General features: G+C 58.3%; 18 protein-coding genes. 11 read left to right on the top strand and 7 right to left on the bottom strand.

Features of this window, described 5'->3' with window-relative positions; translation table 11 throughout:
- Positions 1-895 (top strand): hypothetical protein (locus tag ACRQEG_RS09140; protein WP_435712588.1); only part of this gene is annotated, 895 nt, incomplete at its 5' end.
- Here ACRQEG_RS09140 and ACRQEG_RS09135 read toward each other — a convergent pair.
- Positions 853-1,104 (bottom strand): hypothetical protein, encoded by a 252-nt coding sequence (locus ACRQEG_RS09135; protein WP_284905854.1) that lies wholly within the window; start codon positions 1,102-1,104, stop codon positions 853-855. The genes ACRQEG_RS09140 and ACRQEG_RS09135 overlap by 43 nt on opposite strands.
- A gap of 103 nt (positions 1,105-1,207) precedes the next feature.
- Between ACRQEG_RS09135 and ACRQEG_RS09130 the strand changes: the two genes are divergently transcribed.
- From ACRQEG_RS09130 to ACRQEG_RS09085, 10 genes are all read left to right on the top strand, one after another.
- On the top strand, positions 1,208-1,792 hold the full coding sequence (locus ACRQEG_RS09130; RefSeq protein ID WP_284905852.1) for a DUF6668 family protein: 585 nt from the start codon (positions 1,208-1,210) through the stop codon (positions 1,790-1,792).
- A gap of 10 nt (positions 1,793-1,802) precedes the next feature.
- The gene (locus tag ACRQEG_RS09125; protein WP_284905850.1) at positions 1,803-2,099 is read left to right on the top strand and encodes a hypothetical protein; all 297 of its coding nucleotides are present in this window, start codon (positions 1,803-1,805) and stop codon (positions 2,097-2,099) included.
- 45 nt (positions 2,100-2,144) lie between these two features.
- Positions 2,145-2,876, top strand: a complete 732-nt coding sequence (locus tag ACRQEG_RS09120; protein ID WP_435730769.1) for a DUF8175 domain-containg protein — start codon at positions 2,145-2,147, stop codon at positions 2,874-2,876.
- Positions 2,864-4,438, top strand: a complete 1,575-nt coding sequence (locus tag ACRQEG_RS09115) for a hypothetical protein (RefSeq protein WP_284905846.1) — start codon at positions 2,864-2,866, stop codon at positions 4,436-4,438. Before ACRQEG_RS09120 ends, ACRQEG_RS09115 begins: the two co-directional genes overlap by 13 nt.
- Complete coding sequence (locus tag ACRQEG_RS09110; RefSeq protein WP_284905844.1) at positions 4,435-5,928, top strand: SCO6880 family protein; 1,494 nt, start codon at positions 4,435-4,437, stop codon at positions 5,926-5,928. The genes ACRQEG_RS09115 and ACRQEG_RS09110 overlap by 4 nt, the downstream gene beginning before the upstream one ends.
- On the top strand, positions 5,925-7,391 hold the full coding sequence (locus tag ACRQEG_RS09105) for a putative type IV secretion/conjugal transfer ATPase (protein ID WP_284905841.1): 1,467 nt from the start codon (positions 5,925-5,927) through the stop codon (positions 7,389-7,391). The genes ACRQEG_RS09110 and ACRQEG_RS09105 overlap by 4 nt, the downstream gene beginning before the upstream one ends.
- On the top strand, positions 7,384-9,147 hold the full coding sequence (locus ACRQEG_RS09100) for a type IV secretory system conjugative DNA transfer family protein (protein ID WP_284905840.1): 1,764 nt from the start codon (positions 7,384-7,386) through the stop codon (positions 9,145-9,147). The genes ACRQEG_RS09105 and ACRQEG_RS09100 overlap by 8 nt, the downstream gene beginning before the upstream one ends.
- 43 nt (positions 9,148-9,190) lie before the next feature.
- On the top strand, positions 9,191-9,970 hold the full coding sequence (locus ACRQEG_RS09095) for a hypothetical protein (protein WP_284905839.1): 780 nt from the start codon (positions 9,191-9,193) through the stop codon (positions 9,968-9,970).
- A 99-nt stretch (positions 9,971-10,069) separates the two neighbouring features.
- The gene (locus tag ACRQEG_RS09090) at positions 10,070-11,110 is read left to right on the top strand and encodes a DNA cytosine methyltransferase (protein ID WP_284905838.1); all 1,041 of its coding nucleotides are present in this window, start codon (positions 10,070-10,072) and stop codon (positions 11,108-11,110) included.
- A 30-nt stretch (positions 11,111-11,140) separates the two neighbouring features.
- Complete coding sequence (locus tag ACRQEG_RS09085) at positions 11,141-12,871, top strand: ATP-binding protein (protein ID WP_284905836.1); 1,731 nt, start codon at positions 11,141-11,143, stop codon at positions 12,869-12,871.
- Between the two features lies 1 nt (position 12,872).
- Here ACRQEG_RS09085 and ACRQEG_RS09080 read toward each other — a convergent pair whose 3' ends face one another.
- From ACRQEG_RS09080 to mobC, 6 genes are all read right to left on the bottom strand, one after another.
- Entirely contained in the window at positions 12,873-13,481 is a 609-nt protein-coding gene (locus tag ACRQEG_RS09080; protein WP_284905834.1) for a hypothetical protein, read from the bottom strand.
- Between the two features lie 145 nt (positions 13,482-13,626).
- Positions 13,627-14,064 (bottom strand): DUF4913 domain-containing protein, encoded by a 438-nt coding sequence (locus ACRQEG_RS09075; protein ID WP_284905832.1) that lies wholly within the window; start codon positions 14,062-14,064, stop codon positions 13,627-13,629.
- A 22-nt stretch (positions 14,065-14,086) separates the two neighbouring features.
- On the bottom strand, positions 14,087-14,845 hold the full coding sequence (locus tag ACRQEG_RS09070; RefSeq protein ID WP_284905830.1) for a hypothetical protein: 759 nt from the start codon (positions 14,843-14,845) through the stop codon (positions 14,087-14,089).
- A complete protein-coding gene (locus ACRQEG_RS09065; protein ID WP_435706437.1) occupies positions 14,842-15,708 on the bottom strand; it encodes a DNA-processing protein DprA in 867 nt (288 codons plus the stop codon). The genes ACRQEG_RS09070 and ACRQEG_RS09065 overlap by 4 nt, the downstream gene beginning before the upstream one ends.
- A 99-nt stretch (positions 15,709-15,807) precedes the next feature.
- Entirely contained in the window at positions 15,808-17,688 is a 1,881-nt protein-coding gene (locus ACRQEG_RS09060; RefSeq protein WP_284905827.1) for a relaxase/mobilization nuclease domain-containing protein, read from the bottom strand.
- Positions 17,685-18,156 (bottom strand): plasmid mobilization relaxosome protein MobC (gene mobC, locus ACRQEG_RS09055; RefSeq protein WP_435733860.1); only part of this gene is annotated, 472 nt, incomplete at its 5' end. The genes mobC and ACRQEG_RS09060, both read right to left, overlap by 4 nt.

Raw genomic sequence — 18,156 nt, 5'->3', positions numbered from 1 at the left:
CACTGCTGGCACTGCTGGCACTGCTGGCACTGCTGGCACTGCTGGCACTGCTGGCACTGCTGGCACTGCTGGCACTGACCAGGTGACTATCACGCCGCCGCATATTAAGGTGGCTGATCCTCTCACAAACGAAGGCTTGGCCATGGTTTTGAAGTATTTGGATGGGTGTGGTTGGGGTGATGAGGCTGTTGTGGAGCGCCTTTCGGTGGCGATTGGGGTGCGGGCGCGCTCTCGTCTGGCGGTTCTTGTTAGGCAGTACCCGTGGCTTGGTTTTGATGAAGTGGTAGGGGATCTCATCTCGCGGGTGTGGGAGGTTATGCGTACGCGTACGCGTGCGGTGGTGGGTGCGCGTTTTCGGTGGGCGTATGCGATCAGCCGGGCGGTACGGCAATTCTTGGAAGCCGATATGCCGGCCGAGCCGGTGGACTATGGGGGCACTGGTTTCGAGGAACAGGCTGGTGGGCTTGGGGCGCGGAGGGCAGATTACGAGCATGGGGATTCTCGGGTTTTGCTTGAGGATGCTGCGGGGTGGAGTGCGGGCGCGCAGTTCTTGGTCGGCGAGCTGGTGGCACGCGGTGTTGACCAGGGTGTCGCCTGGCATGGAATGCGGCGGATGCTTGAGCTTTCCGCACAGTGGGGTTTTCACACCCGGACGACTCATGCTCGGGAAGACCGTGAACTGGCGCGTTTAGGGATTAGCAAAAATGCTATCGGTGCGTGGATGGGGCTTATTAACGGGTCACGTCGAGAAGGCGCGAAAGGTTCTTTTTTACTAGGTTTCGCGCGTGGGCGCCGCTCGTTCACCGAGAAGGAAGAATTCCGGTTGAAGATCATTGTGGAAGGGTGTCCTTCTCAACTTTCCTCAGATTCTCCCGCATCGGGGGTGGTCTCGTGAATCTCCCATTCGCTGATAGAAACGGTGGTGACCAGGCTGCTCGTCCACACAACCCCGGCGGTTTTGCGTGCTGCGGCTCGGGCCTCGTCCAGGCTCGTATACCAGGTGGCTTCCTGAACGAAGGGCGGGAGCCGATCGCCAGTGACGGCGTAGACCGTTTCGATGGTGGTTTCGACCTCGCGTGGCCATCCCATTTTTTCCTGACTCATGAGCATCCTCCTTTTCTTGATGCACTGCTCTGTTTTGCGGTGCTACTAACTAGGGGGCTTTGCACGCACACGACCAATGAGTTTTCCCAGGAGGTGGGCACTGGTGCGTAAACACAAAACTCAACCCGCGCGGGCTGGTCTTGCCCTGCCCTGGGGTCAGCTTCCTGACCTTCCCGGTGAAGGGAGCGTCCTGCCGTGTGTATGGACGGATCCGAGCACGGCGGTGTTTGCGGTGGGCGCGAGTGGTGGCGTGGGCACGACGACTATCGCCGCGTTGTGTGGGTTGGTTGATTTTGGGCGCGTCTGGCCTGTGTCTGCTCCGCAGCCGGCGCGGTGTGTGGTGGTTGCCCGCCCCACCGCTACCGGTATGGCGGCGGCGCGTGAGTGCGCGGGCGCGTTGTTCGGTGGGCGCGTGGCCGGCGTCGAGTGCGTCGGGCTTGTGCTTGTTGCCGATCAGCCCGGGCGCTTGCCGCGTGAGCTGGCGCGTGCGCGTGCGCTCACCGAGAGTGTGTTTCCGGCCGTGTGGCGCCTCCCTTACAGCCAGGCACTAAGGCTCGGGCGAGACGACCCTCAGCTCGCCGCACACAAGGCCGTCCAAGACCTGCGCTCCCTGGCAAGCGCGGGCGAAGAACCAGAAGTTTTTATTGATGACATTCCCGCTGTCGGTGGGGTGTCCCTAGATATCTAAAGGAGAAAACATGTTTACCCAACTATCAACCCTGGAAGCCTACCTTCATGCGGCGCTTTTGCCGTTTATTGAGGTGACGCCGACTCAGCCTCCGGGAACGGAGAAGATTACCCAGATTTTGGGATACGTGGCCTGGGGTGCAGGCGTGTTGTGTTTGCTCGGGATTTTCATTGTTGCGGGCAAGCTCGCCATCAACGCAAGGCATGGGGAAGGTCTTGAGGAAGCCAAAGGCTTGCTTTGGGTCTTGGCGGCGCTCGTATTAATTGGTTCGGCTACCTCGCTTATCGGCGCTTTCATCACCCTATAAGCAGCCCGCAGCAAAAAGACGATACAAGGATTGGAGGGGACAGGCATGGGTAAAGACAATAAGCCAGGCAGTAAGGGGCTGGGTGTAGGGCTAACTATCGGCGGTCTGCTCGTGGTTGCGGGCATTGTGGCGGTGGTGTGGGCGCTCATCGCACCCGCGAATACTCACACAGACCCTACGCCGGTCCCCTCCATATCTACTGCTCCGCCTTCGCCGCAGGCGTCAGCGTCGGCGACGCCTGGGTGTGGTCTGGATTTTAGTGACATGTCGCTACCAGACCGGAATTTCACGCCCGTGTGGCAGGACGGCCCGCTTGGGGTGCGCCTAGCCACGCTCCCGGGCGCGGGGCCGTGCGAGCAGACCCCTGCGGCTCGTGGCTATACGAATACCCCAAAAGCCGCAGTTTTAGCGGCGCTTAATTACGTGTCGTTGTCGTCTGTTGGCGGCCCAAACGCACAAGCTGTCCTCGACGAGTTATTGGCGGACGGCCCGGACAAAAAGGTGTTGCTTGAGGCGGCCGGTGAGCTGGCCGGGCGGGTGCTCCCTGCCCCGCGTCTGGTGGGTTTCCAGGTCTTCGACTACGACCTCGAGCGGGCGAGTATTGGGGTGGCGTTCATGCTGGACGCACAGCCTGGCGTGGTGTTTGGGCGCAGCCTCGACCTCACCTACGACAAGAAAACACAGATGTGGCGGACGCGGCCGGTGGCGGACATGTCCACGGTACTCACGGTGGTTGATCGGCCCTTGTCTACGGGGTGGACGTTATGGACGCGGTAGTGTTTGCTGATTACCTCGCGCCTCTACCTGCGTGGGTGCCCGGCGGCCCGACACCGACGGTCTGCGTGACGGATGTGTGTGGTTGGAATATTTTGAACCCGCTCGCCTGGGTCGGCAAAGGGTTTTCAACGCTCGTCGGCTCCGTCATTGAGCTACTGGCTGAAGCAATGGCTAGCGCCTCCATGTGGCTCCTGGAGTTCCTCGTAGGCTTCGTATCCTCCAATCCGCGCCTGAACTTGCAGGATACGGAGGCGATCACCTGGATCCACGACTCGCTTTCCTATGCAACCGGCTTGTTTATGCTCTTGGGGGTGCTTGTGGGTGCGGGGTCGATGGCTTGGCATCGACGCGGCGAACCCCTACGCGACATGCTCCAATCAGTCATCCAACTCGTTATTGTTTCGGGTGCGGGCGTGACAGTGATCCAACTCTTGATGGAGGCATCCTCCCTTTTCTCAAGCTGGCTACTCAGCTCTTCGGGGTCGATGGAGAGCGTTCAGGCCGCTATCAATGTGATGATTGATGAGGGCACAAATTTAGCGATCCTGACGATCTTCTTGCTCGCGGCGATGCTGCTCGGCACCCTCCTCGCATTGATTTTGCTGTTGTGTCGGGATTCTTTCCTCGTGCTCTTGATCGGTATTTTGCCTCTTTCGGCAGCGGCCACCAACACGGCCGTGGGGCGGCAGTGGTTTGAGAAAACAAAAACCTGGATTATCGCTTTTTTGCTGTATAAGCCAGCTTTCGCCATCATCCTCTCTATCGGTATGAGGCTGATTTCCTCTGGTAGTCCGCCGACGATGACCGCGCGCGTGGAGCAAGCCTGCGGGACCTTCGACGAAGCGAAACTCGAGGAGTACCAGAAGTGTGTCCTGGAGCAGATGAAAACCGCCATCGGAGACGACTCTTCGCTGACGAACTCCGTCACCACTATTCTCGTGGGCGTCGGGGTGTTGGTGTTGGCGGGGTTTGCTATGCCCGCGCTCATGCGTTTCGTAGTCCCCGCAACCGCCTCCATGTCAAGCGGCGCTGGGATGAGTGGGATAGCGGCCGGCCTGGGAGGCGCGGCCGGGGCACTCGTTGCGTCGGGTGCTATTAAGGTTGCGCGCGGCGGGGTAGCCGCAGCGCGGGGCGGGGTCTCGAAAGTCCGGGCTGCCCGCGCCACAAAAACAAGTGCCAGTAGCACGGCGAGTGGTAGTGGTGGTGTGGGTGCGACCGGCGCAGCAACCACCGGAACCACCGGGACAAGCAGGAGCGGCCCGGCGAGTAGGAGTGGCGCGGCTAGTGGCGCTACCAGCGCACCCGCTAATACAGGCAGTGCGAAGAAAACACCGCGGCGTGCGCGGGCGGCGAAGAAGCAGGCACAGACACCCATGCCTTCGGTGTCGGCGGGTAGTCAGGCTAGTGGCGCGGCCCCCACACCCCCATCCAAGCCGGCCTCACCTTTCGCCCTACCCACAAAGCAGCCCGGGCGCGGCGCTTTCGATAAAGCCCGCCAGACCGGCGCCTTCACGTCGAATCTAGCAAGCGGCGCAGATAGTGAGAGCGAGGAAAACGCATGAGCACACCCAGAACCTATGGCCACTGGCGGCGGCCCCAAGCCCCGGGTATCGGGCGGCTTTCCGGGGCGCTGACGGTCGGCGTCTTCGCCCTCCTGATCTTGATGGTTCTTGTGCAGATTATTGCCGGAATCATCCCCGCGTTGGTACTCGGGAGCATCTGCGGCTCGCTTGGTTTGTTGTTTGCCCGCAAAGACATGCATGGGGTGTCACTCGCGGGGAAGATTGGAGAAAGAATGCGATTTTGGCGCTCGCGCAGCCGCGGTGAGAATCTCTACCGCTCCGGCCCACTCGGGGTAACAGGTGGACCTTTCATGCTCCCGGGTATTCTCGCACCTACGAGGGTGGCTGATTTTGTGGATGGTTTCGGGCGTGACTTCGCCGTCATCACCACCGGAAAAACGGGCACCTTCGCTGTCGTCTTCGCCTGCGAAAGTGAAGGAGCATCCCTGGTCACTCAAGACCAGATCGACACGTGGGTGGCGCGCTGGGGGCAGTTTTTAGCGCGCCTGGGCGAAGAACCAGGCCTTATCGGTGCGAGCGTCGTCGTGGAATCCGCACCCGATACCGGCTCGCGCCTTCAGCGTGAAATCACCGCAAACAAGCAAGAAAACATCCCCAACTTGGCCGAACAGATGCTCAGCGAAGTGAGCCAGTTATACCCCTACGGGTCCGCGTCGCTGCGCGCCTACGTGACCCTCACCTTCGAAAACCATTTGGGTAAAGGTAGCGGGAAAACACTCGATTTGGCGGCGGCCGGTCAGGAACTGGCGACTCGTCTACCGTCATTGTCTCAGGCATTGACTGGGACGGGTGCGGGCTTTGTGCGTCCTTTAGATGCCGCGGGTGTGGGGCGGGTGGTGCGTTTGGCGTATGACCCGGATGCGCAAGAGATTTTCGACGACGCACTAGCCAGCAGCGAGGCAGTTACCTTGGAGTGGAATGAGGTTGGCCCGAGTGCCACGCAAGCTAACTGGGACAACCTCATCCACGACAACGCGGTGTCGGTGTCGTGGGTTATGAGCGCCGCACCACGCGGCATCGTCCAATCAAACATCCTTGCCTCGCTGCTGGCGCCGTCTCCTCGTATTGCCCGCAAACGGGTCGCCTTGCTTTATCGACCTATCGAGGCTGGGCGGGCCGGGGAGATCGTGGAGAAAGATAAAAACGCCGCTTCCGTGCGGGTCTCGTCATCCGCGAATGTGCGGGCACGCGATGAGGTCGCACTTGCTCACGCGGTAGCCTCCGCTGCCGAGGAAGCGGCCGGTGCGGGGCTGGAGAATTTCGGGATGGTGATTACCGCAACCACCATGCGCGATGCCGGAGACGTGAAAGACATGGCCGACGCGGTCGGCTCACTAGCATCGTCGGCGCGGATTCGGATCCGGAAATGCTATGGCGGGCAAGACTCCGCCTTCGCCATCTCTCTACCGCTCGGGGTGATTCCGGGCCGGTATTCGGTGATTAGTGAGAGTGTTCGGGAGGCACTATGACCAGCCAAAGCAATACCACGAGCACTATGAACGGGCGGGGGCCTGGTTCGCGTGGGTTTACCGGACGCGGGGGCGGCCGCCAATCCTATGTTCCGGCACTCCCCCAATGGCGCGGCACCTCGGTGCAGGTATGTGGCCTGTGGCCGTTTGCTAGTGGCGCGCCAGCCCCGCTTATTGGGGTGCCGTTCGGGCAGTGCGAGAAAGGCGGCAGCCTCTCCCCCGTTTGTTTCGACCCGATTAGTTGGTTTCGGGCGGGCATGATCTCCAACCCGAGCATGTTCGTCCTCGGCCTGCCCGGCCTAGGCAAGTCTTCGGCAGTGCGGCACATTAGTTTGGGTCTGGCCGGGTTCGGTGTCTCGACAATGGTTCTTGGTGATTTGAAACCGGATTACGTGGATTTGGTGGAGGCTATGGGAGGCCAATGCATTACTATCGGCCGCGGCGGGGTGAGCCTGAATCCGCTAGACACCGGAAACACCCACCAGGCAGCACAAGCACTCTCTGGCCAAGCCCGCCTCGATCTATTGAATAGTGCTCATGCTCGCCAGCTTACGATGCTTTCGTCTCTTGTTGAGCTGGTGCGCGGCGGCCGCATCACCGACCGGGAAAGGACCATCCTTGACCGGGCGCTGCGCGTGTGGGATACCCACAACCCCACCACCGTCCCCATCATTAGCGACATCCTCGCTATTGTTCGGGCGGCACCCGACGACGTACGTTTGGCGGCACTTGATCGCGGTTCCATCGACCGCTACTTGCAAGTCACGGAAGCTCTCGAGGCATCACTCATGGCACTACTCGGGGGCCGTTTTGGGCAAATATTCGCAGCCCCCACCACAACTCCTATGCGGATGGACCGGTCCGTCGTCTTCGATGTCTCCGCGGTGTCGGGTGCGGATGAAGCCCTACAAGCCGCAGTGCTCTTGGCGTGCTGGTCGTACGGGTTCGGGAATATCACGACCTCGAACACCCTCGCCGATAACAACCTCGCCAGCCGTCGGCTGTTTTTCGTGGTCATGGATGAGTTATGGCGCGTGCTGCGGGCCGGGGAGGGCATGGTTGACTCCGTCGACGCCCTCACACGCCTCAACCGCCAATGGGCGGTGGGCCAGGCCATGATCACCCACACCATGAGCGACCTCGAGGCCCTAGCGTCCGAGCAAGCCCGGGCCAAGGCACGCGGGTTCGTGGAGCGCGCCGGAGTGTGCCTCCTTGGCGGCCTACCTGAACGGGAAATGGGTTTGCTGCGCGGTGCGGTGAGGCTGAATTCCGCGGAGGAAGACGTACTCACAAGCTGGCAAGACCCGGGAAGCCTTGACCCTGATACGGGGCGCTTATCTGCGCCGGTGGGGCGTGGGCGGTTCCTCATCAAAGTCGGCCGGCAGCCCGGTATTCCGGCCGAATGCGTCCTCACGCCCTGTGAGCGCGACCTTAGTGATACTTCGTGGAGGTGGCATGAATAATAAGCCTGGAACAACCGGGAATACCGGCACGCTCATCGCCACGTTGGCTGCTATTGGCGTCGGCGCGTGTCTGTGTGCATCCCTTTTCCTCGCCGGCCTCATCACCGGCGAAGCGGTGCCGTTTAACCCGCTCGTTCTCGTCATCTACCTCGCAACCGGCAAGCTACACCTGAGCAGCGTGACGTGGGTGATAGCCGGGATTTTCTCCGCAATCGTCATGAGCATTGCCGGCCTAGTTTCCTGGCGCGTGTTGAAAGTGCGGGGGCGGCGGGTTCGAGGAGACAACAAAGCCAGATTGACCGGCGGGCGCTCTGCTCGCCAAGCTCTCCAACGCAGCGTGGTTGCTGAGAAAGCCCAGCGCCTCGGCATCAGCGGAGATACCCCTGTAGGGTACAAGCTTGGGCGGGCGGTAGACACCGGCGAACTACTCTATGGCGACTTTGAGAGTGTCTCGCTCATGCTCTCCGGGCCACGTGGTGGTAAAACAGCCGGCTACGCCATCCCCTTACTTCTGGAAGCACCGGGAGCCGTATTGGCGACGTCGAATAAACGCGACCTCGTCGACGCCACCCGCTATGCACGCGAGCAACTGGGCGAGAAAGCATGGGTGTTTGACCCCTGCAACATCCTCGGCCGGCCCGGCACGATGTGGTGGAATCCCCTCACCTACCTCACCAGTCCTGCTTATGGCGGGAGCCTCTTCTCGCGCGCCACCCACCTAGCGAAAGTATTGGGGGACGCGGCCCGCGCCGGCACCGCAACCAAAGCATATGACGGCTTTTGGGATGGCGGCGGAGAACAAATCCGCGCCTGCCTGCTAGCCGCGGCCGCACTCGAGCACCGCTCCATGGCCGATGTCTATGCATGGGTGCAATCCACCCTGGATGAAACACCTATCGACATTCTGCGTAACCACGGCATGAGCGAACTCGCCGCGCTACTCCGGGCACAAATGGACCTCCCCAGCGTTACTAAGGGTGGTATGTGGGCACATGCGCGTAGTGGCTTGGAATGGGTGGGCGACCCCGAAACCAGGACCTGGTGGGCCGGGGGTGGGGCAGAATTCAACCCAGCCACTTTCGTGCAAACCCGCGAAGCCTTGTTCTCGATGTCCGTCGACGGAGCAGCAATCTCACCCTTGGTCGCGGCGCTGACGGCCGTGACGTGTTTGGCGGCTGAAAACTACGCGCAGAGTCAGCACGGCGGACGGCTTGCCACGCCGATGATGGTCGTGCTCGATGAAGCCGCGAACGTGTGCCCGTGGCGCGAGCTTCCGCGGCTTTATTCTCATTTCGGGTCGAAAGGCATCTGCCTCCACACGATTTTGCAGTCCTGGTCGCAAGGCGTGAGCGTGTGGGGCGAAGCGGGCATGAACATGCTCTGGTCGGCCGCGAATAACGTGCTTTATGCGGGTGGTGTGAAAGAGACGGAGATCCTGGCGAAAATATCGAAGCTCATCGGCACTTACCGCACATCCCAACGCTCCACATCACTGTCGAAGGGTGTGCGATCGACCTCCATCTCCCAAAACTCGCTCGAAGTACCTATAGCGAGTGAAGCCGAGCTAGCGGCGTTGCCGGCGTGGCGTGCCTGGCTGTTTGCTTCAAAATCCCGACCCACACTCATAAAGCTCCTCCCCTGGTTCGAGGGAGAAAATCAAGAGCTGGTGGAGGAGTCTATTGCCCGCTACGGCTCGAACGCCACACCTAGTAGCAGTGCTGCGCTTGGTGGGGTGCGTGATGCCTGGACCAACTAACCAACAACCACATTTTTTCATCAACACAGAGAGGTAAGAGATTATGAGTGAACAGACTGAAGATGTCATGGACGAGACCGTTGAGTCCCTTGCGGCCTTAGTGAAGGCGGCGTCGATGATTGTCGCCCGCGTACAGACGGAGTATGCCGCGCATTTGCAGCGCTCGGCGCAGCGCGCAGCCACCGCCCAGCAGGCTTTCACTGCGCAGCTTGGTGTGGCGCGTCCTTTCCTCGCCCAAGCAAGTAATGAACGCTGGTGGGACTCAGCTAGCGCGATGGATATTGCTCGCATGTATGGCCTATCGAAGAAATATGCAGGGGCTGATCCATTGGCCGCGCAAGCACATGCACGTGTCGCGTCTTTCCTGGAAGACCACGGAATCACACCCGACATGATCGACGGCGCCGACACCGACTCACTCTCCCAGGAGCAGGTAGACAGGCTCACCGCAGCCCTCGACTCCCGTCCTGACGTAGCGACGTCGGACAAGACACCAGCGGACACCACTCGTGCGGCCGCGACCACCCCGAGGGTTGGTATGCCGGGGGCTGGTGTGGAGCACGAGGCGGCAGTAGAACCGGTAGCCCCGGTCTTGGGCATTGAAGCGATGAAACAGAGGATAGCGCAGATGCGGGAGAAAGCCGCAGCAGCCGGCATTACTTTCGGCGATGCTACCGGCGAAGGCGCCATCATCGGAGAATTGAGCGTCCAGGCCGCGTGCCCGGGTAACCCTGCCGCGCGAGCGGCCGCTGTCGCGATGCCTGGCAAGAAGAAGCCGAAGGCAGAAAACGTGGCGAGCGAGCAAGCCGCCAAAGCCCAATAACAATACTGAGCCGTGAGTTTTCGCGTGTTTGTTGCTGTGGTCTATTTACTCGCGGGTAGGTGAGGGCTTGACGTGTCTATTTTTATTAGGATGTGAATCGTGAGTATTCCTCGAATTGGTGCCGTGGACCTGTTTTGCGGGGCAGGTGGACTATCGTGCGGCCTGAGCCAGGCCGGTATCCGCGTGCTCGGCGGAGTGGATATGGACGAGAAATGCCGGTTTCCTTTCGAGGAGAACATCGGCGCGAAATTCGTATGCCAATCAGTTACCGAGGTAAGCAAGAAAGACCTGGAAAAACTCTGGGGTAAAAGCAAAGTTCGTCTCCTGGCAGGGTGTGCTCCATGCCAGCCTTTTTCTTCCCAGCGACGCGGTGCGGACACGAGCCGTGAGAAAGAATGGGGGCTGTTGGGTGAGTTTGAGCGCCTTGTAGAAGAAACGCTGCCCGATTACGTGACAATGGAAAACGTTACGGGCCTGCAACGCCAGCCCGTATTCGCTAGCTTCGTGACGAAACTCGAATCGTTGGGTTACTCGGTGGACTATAAGGTTCTCAAGGGCGAAAATTTCGGGCTACCCCAACGTCGACGCCGACTCGTTTTAGCCGCCTCTGCCCACGGGCCACTGTCTTTACCAACATCACAAGAAGGTGCGGCCGTGAGTGTTGGCGAAGCCCTCGCCGGCCTTCCAAAGCTCAAGGCCGGTGAACATGATCAAAGCGACCCACTCCATAAAGCGCGCGCGTTAAGCCCGTTGAATCTTGCTCGCCGTCGGGCCTCACGTCCGGGCGGTACATGGCTTGACTGGCCTGAAGATTTACGCGCGCCATGCCAGAGACGGGATAGTGGGCAGAGTTTTAAATCCTTCTACGGCGTTATGAACCCGGCCGAGCCTTCCCCAACCATCACGACCCAGTTCTTCAATTATGGGTCTGGACGTTTTGGTCATCCTTTCCAGGAACGTACGATTACGCCGCGGGAGGCTGCTATTTTGCAGGGTTTCCCGCGCGATTATCGTTTCGTTGAGCCTGGTAGCGAGATCACTTTCAAGGGATTGGGAAAGATGATCGGTAACGCTGTTCCTCCGGTTTTTGGGAAGTTGGTCGGCGAGCTTTTCACACGCGATCTTCAACGACGCCGGTGACGTGTTCACTGGTATGTCATGATTAGAGCTATGAACCAAGAAGCTGAATATCAGTTCGTGTTTTCCCTGACGACGCTTGACCATTTAGGTCGTGGTCTTTACCGGAATTTCATCACGATCCTGGGCGAGGCGATTTCTAATGCGTGGGATGCCGACGCCACTAATGTATGGATCACGTTTGACCGGAAAAATGATGTGATGACCATCAAGGATGATGGTATTGGGATGACATCGGATGACATCCAGAATAAGTTCTTGAAGATTGGTTATTCCAAGCGCAAGGAACGCGGACGTCTTTCGGGTAAGAAACGCCCGTTTATTGGAGCCAAAGGTATCGGAAAATTGGCGTTGCTTTCGTGCGCCGATAAAGTCACGGTGTCCTCGAAACCGGCAGGCGGGCCGGTTTCTGGGTGCGTGATTGATAACCAGGTAGTTGATAATGCTATCGTGGAAGATAAAACACAGTACGAGCTGAATCTTCCGAGTATTACAGATTCAGTCCGAGACGACTTCGACTACCTTAAGCACGGAACGCTTTTAAAATTCGAGGGCAATAAAGCGAAAAACTCTACCGACATTTTTCTGCGTAAGGCTCTGGCTTTAGATTTTCGCTTCTCACTGCTAGATCCGAGCTTCACGATATTTTTCAAGGGCAAGCCTATCGGGCCGGGCGATGCGCGCGAACTCAGCGACGCAACGCAGTTTTTATGGAGGATCGGGAAGGATTTTGAGGACCCGTTCGTGAGCAGCATTCAGGCTTCCCGTAATGACACCCTGGAGTTCTCCAGTGTTGCGAATGTACGTGGTTTTATCGCTAGCGTGAGAAAGCCTGAAAGTCTCAATGTTTTCGGTACCGGTAAGCGTATCGGAGTAGATCTATTCGTCAACGGTAGGTTACGTGAACGCGATATCCTATCGCGGCGACCATCCGCACGAGTCCCGGAACAATACTTGTACGGACAAATCCACCTTGACGCACTTGACGGCGAGTTCTCGGATTCCGATCCTTTTACCTCTTCGCGTGAGGGTGTTCAGGAAGATGAGCCGCTCTTGAATGCATTCCTAGACGAGTGGGCACAAGACATACGTCGGAAAGTGTACGACCAATGGGATAAGTGGCGTCTCGAGCTCAAAGAAGAAGGCGACCCCGAGCAGACAGGTCGCCGGAGTGCTGCTCAGCGTGCGGCCGATAAATACATCAAGGAAGAGAATAAGGAGTTCGCGAAACGCTCGCCCGAATACAAGGACCGGATCGTTAAAGAGCTTGAAAACCCGCGCATGACCGAGGGGCTGCACCAGAATCTTGCGCATTATGGCGACCTTTATCGGTTAGAGAATCTAGTCCGAGACCTGCACCGCAAACTCCAGATAACTCTCAGTGAAAGATCGCGCACCCGAGTGGAAAAGTACCGCAACCAGGAAAAGAAAAACGAAAAAGATGCCGGCTACGTAGAACCGTGTCGTACACCGCAAGAAGACCTGTACTATCTCGGATTCACCGACCTTCTGAAAGAAGCTTCTTCTTCGCTTGAAGACTCCTGCGTTACGGACGATTTTCAATGCAAGATATCGCCGTTGCGTAATATTGTCATGCATACGGCGCAGCTGACGCCTTACGCGACCCGGCATTTCACCGAAAACACCAATAAAGCACTGGTTTACTACACCCATCTCGCATATGACCTAAACGAGGAAAACGGTCAAACTGCAATGCTTTCACGCAAAGACGGAGGAGATGAGTCAGCCGCCACTCAGGAGTAGCCTACGTTCGATTTCGAGCCGAAAGCGAGCGCCCAGCTCTGAAACCGCGCTCGAAATCGCCGCTGTGGTTTGCTGCATCTGATCCTGCAAACCACAGCGGGAATGCCAGTACTACGTAGACAAAAGTAACCAAGATTCCGATGATCGCCATTAATAGAGTTTCTCCCCCGTCTATCCGAAAAAGCACGTAGAGGGCCACGCTAATGCCTCCCAGCGCATAAATGCAGGCTGTCCCAGGGGAGATAAAATCGACCCAGAGAGCCCAAATACAGGCAGCTGCGAAAGCAGAATTCGGTACAAAGTTTGATGGAGCTCCATTCTTGTAATCAGCTACAAAAGAAAAACATATCAAAATGAGCCATATCGTAAAAACAAACTCCAGCGCAGATTCGGGGATTTCAGATTTGAGTGATTGGTAAGTGTTCTCAATCCAGTCTCCCAGTGCGACAAGTTGAAAGGAACGCGCAACGCCGGCGAAATTAGAAAATCCGGATTCCCCGAATCTGAAAAACGACAAGATTGAAGCCAGGAGATAAGACGAAACCACAAGGTTTACGAGGGTTCGAAATTTAAAACCGAACCCGGTGAGCAAGTTTTCCCAGGCGATCATTTTTGGCCTTTCTAAATGGTGATTGCTTGCGATGAACCATTTTAAGTAGCCAACCAATATGAGCCGCTACTTTGGATCCATACTGCCTGTAAGGTTTCGTAGGGGAAAGAATAGGTCGAGGAACCCCGGCACCGCGAGGACGGATCTAGCTCATTACCGGAAAGTAGATAGCTGGTGCCGTTTCCCTTTGCCCGGGAACATTTTCGCGCCGGGTTGCTATTTCTTCACCTGTTTCCTGTGTGAAAGAAACGAACGGCAACGAAAGGTCCCTGCCCGAGCGTGCGTAGTGCGTCGTTGCGGTACATCCTTTGAAAACGTTGTTCGGGTCGAGGAGGACGCGCATCATCGGGTCTGCGACGTCGGTGAACCATGCCGCGAGGCCGCCTACGGGCCGCTCGAAGCGGTAGATTTCCCAGGCTTCCCACATGGCCCTAACCCGGGTTCTAGCTTCGGGGTGGTCCCACCATAAGGGGCACCATACGCAGCCGGTGGTGATGGAGCGGCGGTAGTTTGGGGCGAGCCATTTCTCGAAGAAAGCGAATTCATCGGCATACATGGGTTTGAATTTTTGTTTTCCGGGCATGAAAATCCTCTCCTCACTTAACTTATAGCCATGGGCAGTAGTGAACGGCGTGGCCGATATGCGTCTTTTCGGCCGTCTCAAGGATGGTTTTCCCGTTATAGAAGTCGGGATTAATCATGCGTGCAAGACACAATGTGGAGACGTGCCGGGTTCCGTATTCACGCAGGCGTGCTGCGACCGAGAAGATATGGGAACCGGATACCCAGGTGTCGTCGATGACGAGGACTCTCGGCGGGGTTGGGCGTATAGCGAATTCGTATCTGTTTGGACTTACTTGGCGTGGATCGCTGCCGGTGTCGAGGCTTCGGATAGGCAGGTAGGGAAGGTCTTCATTCAGGCGGATAGTGTTGGTGAGGATGTGGTAAAGGGGGTGGGCAGTGCCTTCTTCTGGAGCGCGTTTAGTTGAGGGAACGAGTGTCCAGGCATCGTAGCCTCGGATTATTTTCCCGCATGTGCAATCTAGATGATTGTTTAGCTGGATGCCCAGGATCATGCATAGTGCTGGTCGTGCCAGGCCCTGCTTGATCTGATTCCCGCGTGCCTTGTAGTCATACATGTAGCGCAAGAGCTGGCCACCCTTAGATACGTAGGTACAAAAGCCAGTCTCGTCGATAAGCTTTGGGTAGTGACGGCAGCGCGGGCAGTACTTGTATCGAGGGTCGAGAGGGCCGCGGCACACCGCACATACGTATGGTTCTAAATCAGCGGAAATATAGTCAAGGTTCCCAATGGTCGGGCCGGCTTGTGCCCAGATAAGGGAGAGTTCCTGCCGGGTAATCATGTCAGGGCAAAGAGGTTGTAGGCACGCGCGATATTCTCCAATGCCTGGCGAATTTCCTTCATGGTCGACGCGATATACACGCCCGGGTTATCCGCGAGCTTGCTTGCCCATTGTGTTTGACGAACGACGGGCGCGAGCAGGATAACGCTGCGCCCGTGCGCTAGTGCGGCGCGTACTTGGTTGCGGGTTCCAGAGTATTCGCCAGCGGCCACCACTATGGTCGCTTGGGAATATCCGGACATGGTGGCATTGCGCATCGGGAACGACACCTTGGTTGGCGGAGCGCCTGGCTCGAATTGGGTGAGAACCAGGCCCCCACTCTCAACAATTCTCGAACGTAACTGCCCGTTCTCGGGCGGATATGTAATGTCGATACCGGTTCCCATGACGGCGATGGTGCGCCCACCAGCCTCCAAGGTGCCTTCGTGAGCTGCGGTGTCGATACCGCGCGCGAGTCCGCTGGCGACGCTATAGCCTTGCTCAACCACTAGGTGGGCGATCACTCGCGCGCGCTCACAGTCCTCTCGTGTGGCTTGGCGTGAGCCAACAATAGCGACCGCTCGGTCTACAGGATTGATCTCGCCTTCGTAGTAGATGAGCAAGGGAGCATCGCGTGCTTGGGCGAGGTATTGGGGATAGTCGTGATCTAAGACCGAGAGGATATTGATGCCACGCTCTTGCCAGGTAGTAATATCGCGGGTGGCTTGTTCGCGCTCTATCTGGCATGGCTGGAGCGCTCCGGGGTCGACCTCCATAAAGGCTGCGTCAATCCCCTCATAAAGCAGGGTGGCGAGGCGTACCGGTTGCGTGATCTTCTTATTGGTTTTACGCGCGAGAGCAAGAATGTCCGCTAGCTGACTCATCGTTGTTGCCACCTCCTGTTCTTGATTGCAATCTTAGCGTTACCACCATATTCGTAAAGGGGAAGCGTCACTGGAAACGACCATGCCAGGCGTGCAACCTTAGGCATTCCAGTTTCCTTCTCCGAGACTTGGCGCATTTCCATAACTAGCTTCGCTTCCCTTACCTTTACGCAGGTCTATCTGTCCATCCAGCGTTAGCCCACTCCAATCGGGCTGCCCGTATTCCACTCCAGGAAGCCGACTACCGGCGTCGGTGCGTGGTTCGGGCGCGGCGAGTGTTGCGAGGGCGGTCTTGGTTTCTTTTAGCGTGCGGCGGGCGAGTGTTAGTTCGCCGTGGGCGGTCTGGAGCCGGTTAATACCGGTGACGATACGTTCCATTGAGTCCATGACTTGGTTGCTGACCCATGCGGCGCGGCTACGCGGCCGGCTCAAAGCGCTGAGCGCCCGCAACCCGCTCGTAAACGCGGGCGAGTAGCGATGAGGCGCAGGTGTGTGTTTGGTTTGGGCGCGCCGGCCTAGGACTTGGGATGCACGGGCGAAGGCGCGGCCTTGTTCTGGGCCGTAGGCGTTTGCGAGGCCGGCGAAGAGTGCGGATGCACGAGCGCAGCTATCGGCCACTGCCATGCAATCGCTGGTGTCGGCGCGCTCAATGTCGGTAATGGTTTGGGTGAGTGCTTTTCCGAACTCACTCCATACCTGTGCCTCATCATTGTCACGTGTGCGGGAGGCGGGTTTCCAGATCGCTACCGCGCTTGATCGCGTAAGCGGGTTGTCCCACCACGTCTCGCGCAACACCGACAAAGCGACGTCGGCCGACATACGGCTTGAAGAGTACCAGGTGGGTTTGTGTCCGGGTTCGGGTTTAGCGGCCACCGAATACGAGATTGCTTCACTTGCTTCGTCGTTGAGGCGTGCGGATACGAGCAGGCCCGATGCACGCAACCGGGTGGCGAAGTCGCTCTCACTGGCGACGCTGCCGGCGATGTCTCGGATTTTTTCTTCAAGCATCCGTGCTTGCGCGGGCGTATGCGGTGCCGGGTCTCTGAGCGGGTTCCATAGGTCAGCTGCCTTGCGACGCTCCTCTAGGGTGTCGTTCCACTGGGCGCGTAGGCGGGTGAGGGTGAGGTCGCGGGCCACACGTCCTCCGCCAATCCAGATAGCGCGTTTACCGGGCTCGGTTTTGGTGACGGTGTAGGCGACAACGCCTTGGCCCTTGGCGTAGCGGGGCCGGAACTGTATGCCGTGGCGCGTGAGTTCTTCGAGGTATTCGCTTTCGGTAGAGGCCGCACCGGCTGCCAGGCGCATCGCTGCCTCTAAATCGAGACGCAGCTCCTTGTTGTCTTCGGTTTTGTAGCCCCGGGAAGCGTAGTTGTGTTTGCGTGATTCGAGGACCGCGAGACCGTATTTTTCTTCCAAAGCCGTGCAGAGTTTTTGGGAGCGCTTATAGTCGAGCCAAGTATTGCCTTTGGTCCCATCTTCACGCACGAGCACGAGCGCGATATGAATGTGGTCGCCACCGTTCTTGGTGAATCCGTGGCGCACAGCTATCCACTGGCACGGCGACTTCGAGGTTGTTGCTCGGTTGTCGAATTCCATTCCCTCCACAAAATCGCGCGCAATATTCGCCCATGTTTCGTCACTCAAAGGTTCTTCATCCGGATGCAAGGAGAGCGAGCAGTGCCAGACGTGGGCGGGTGTTTTTTCTTTCGACACGGGGATAGCACGTTCTTCTTTATAGTCCCAGCGGGTGACTTCACCGAGAATCTGAGTGCCGTGCTCAAGGCGGTTTTGGTCGAGGAGTTTCGCGACGATTCTTTTTTCGTCTTGCTCGAGGACGCGCCCGCCATAAGCCCACTCGGAAGCGATGTCTTCACTGCCCGCAACAATATGCTGATCACTGTGTTCGTTGGCGCGCCCCGGCCCAAACAAGTAACGCACTAAGCCGCCGATATCTCCGCCGCGCATGATGTTCGGGATCATAAAAGCTCCACCAACTTAATGCGCAGTAAGTTGATCGCGTTGACTTGGGAGCGCAGTTGCGCAGCGACTTCACGTGCCTCCGCGGGGAAGGCTTGTTCACTGTTTGCCCAGTGTGCGATCTGGTTAATGTTGGTGGCTTCGCCTTGGATTTGCCGACGCAGTTTGCGTAGCTCAGCGAGCACTTCGCGTATCTCACCGGCGCTGACTTGCTCAACCTTCCGGCCCAATCCGAAGCGCACGAGGTAGTCCGACATGGACACTCGCGCGCCGGCCGCTTTCATTTTCAGTTCTTCATATTGAGAGTGCTTGAGTTTGAGGTGGAAGGAGCGGCGCGGGTCGTCTTTCGGCGCGGTCGAGGCGTACGTGATCGGCGCGCGCACCGACTCCGTGTTGCTCGCCACCGCTCCACCTCCCTCGCTCACAATGAGGCCCGGCCCGCGCGCACCGCCTCCCCCAGTGCGGCGTGGG

This window comes from Actinotignum stranguriae (assembly GCF_051265215.1).
Classification (GTDB): Bacteria; Actinomycetota; Actinomycetes; order Actinomycetales; family Actinomycetaceae; genus Actinotignum; species Actinotignum schaalii_C.
Note: the sequence above shows the minus strand (reverse complement) of the source record. Positions and strands in the feature narration are given on the sequence as shown.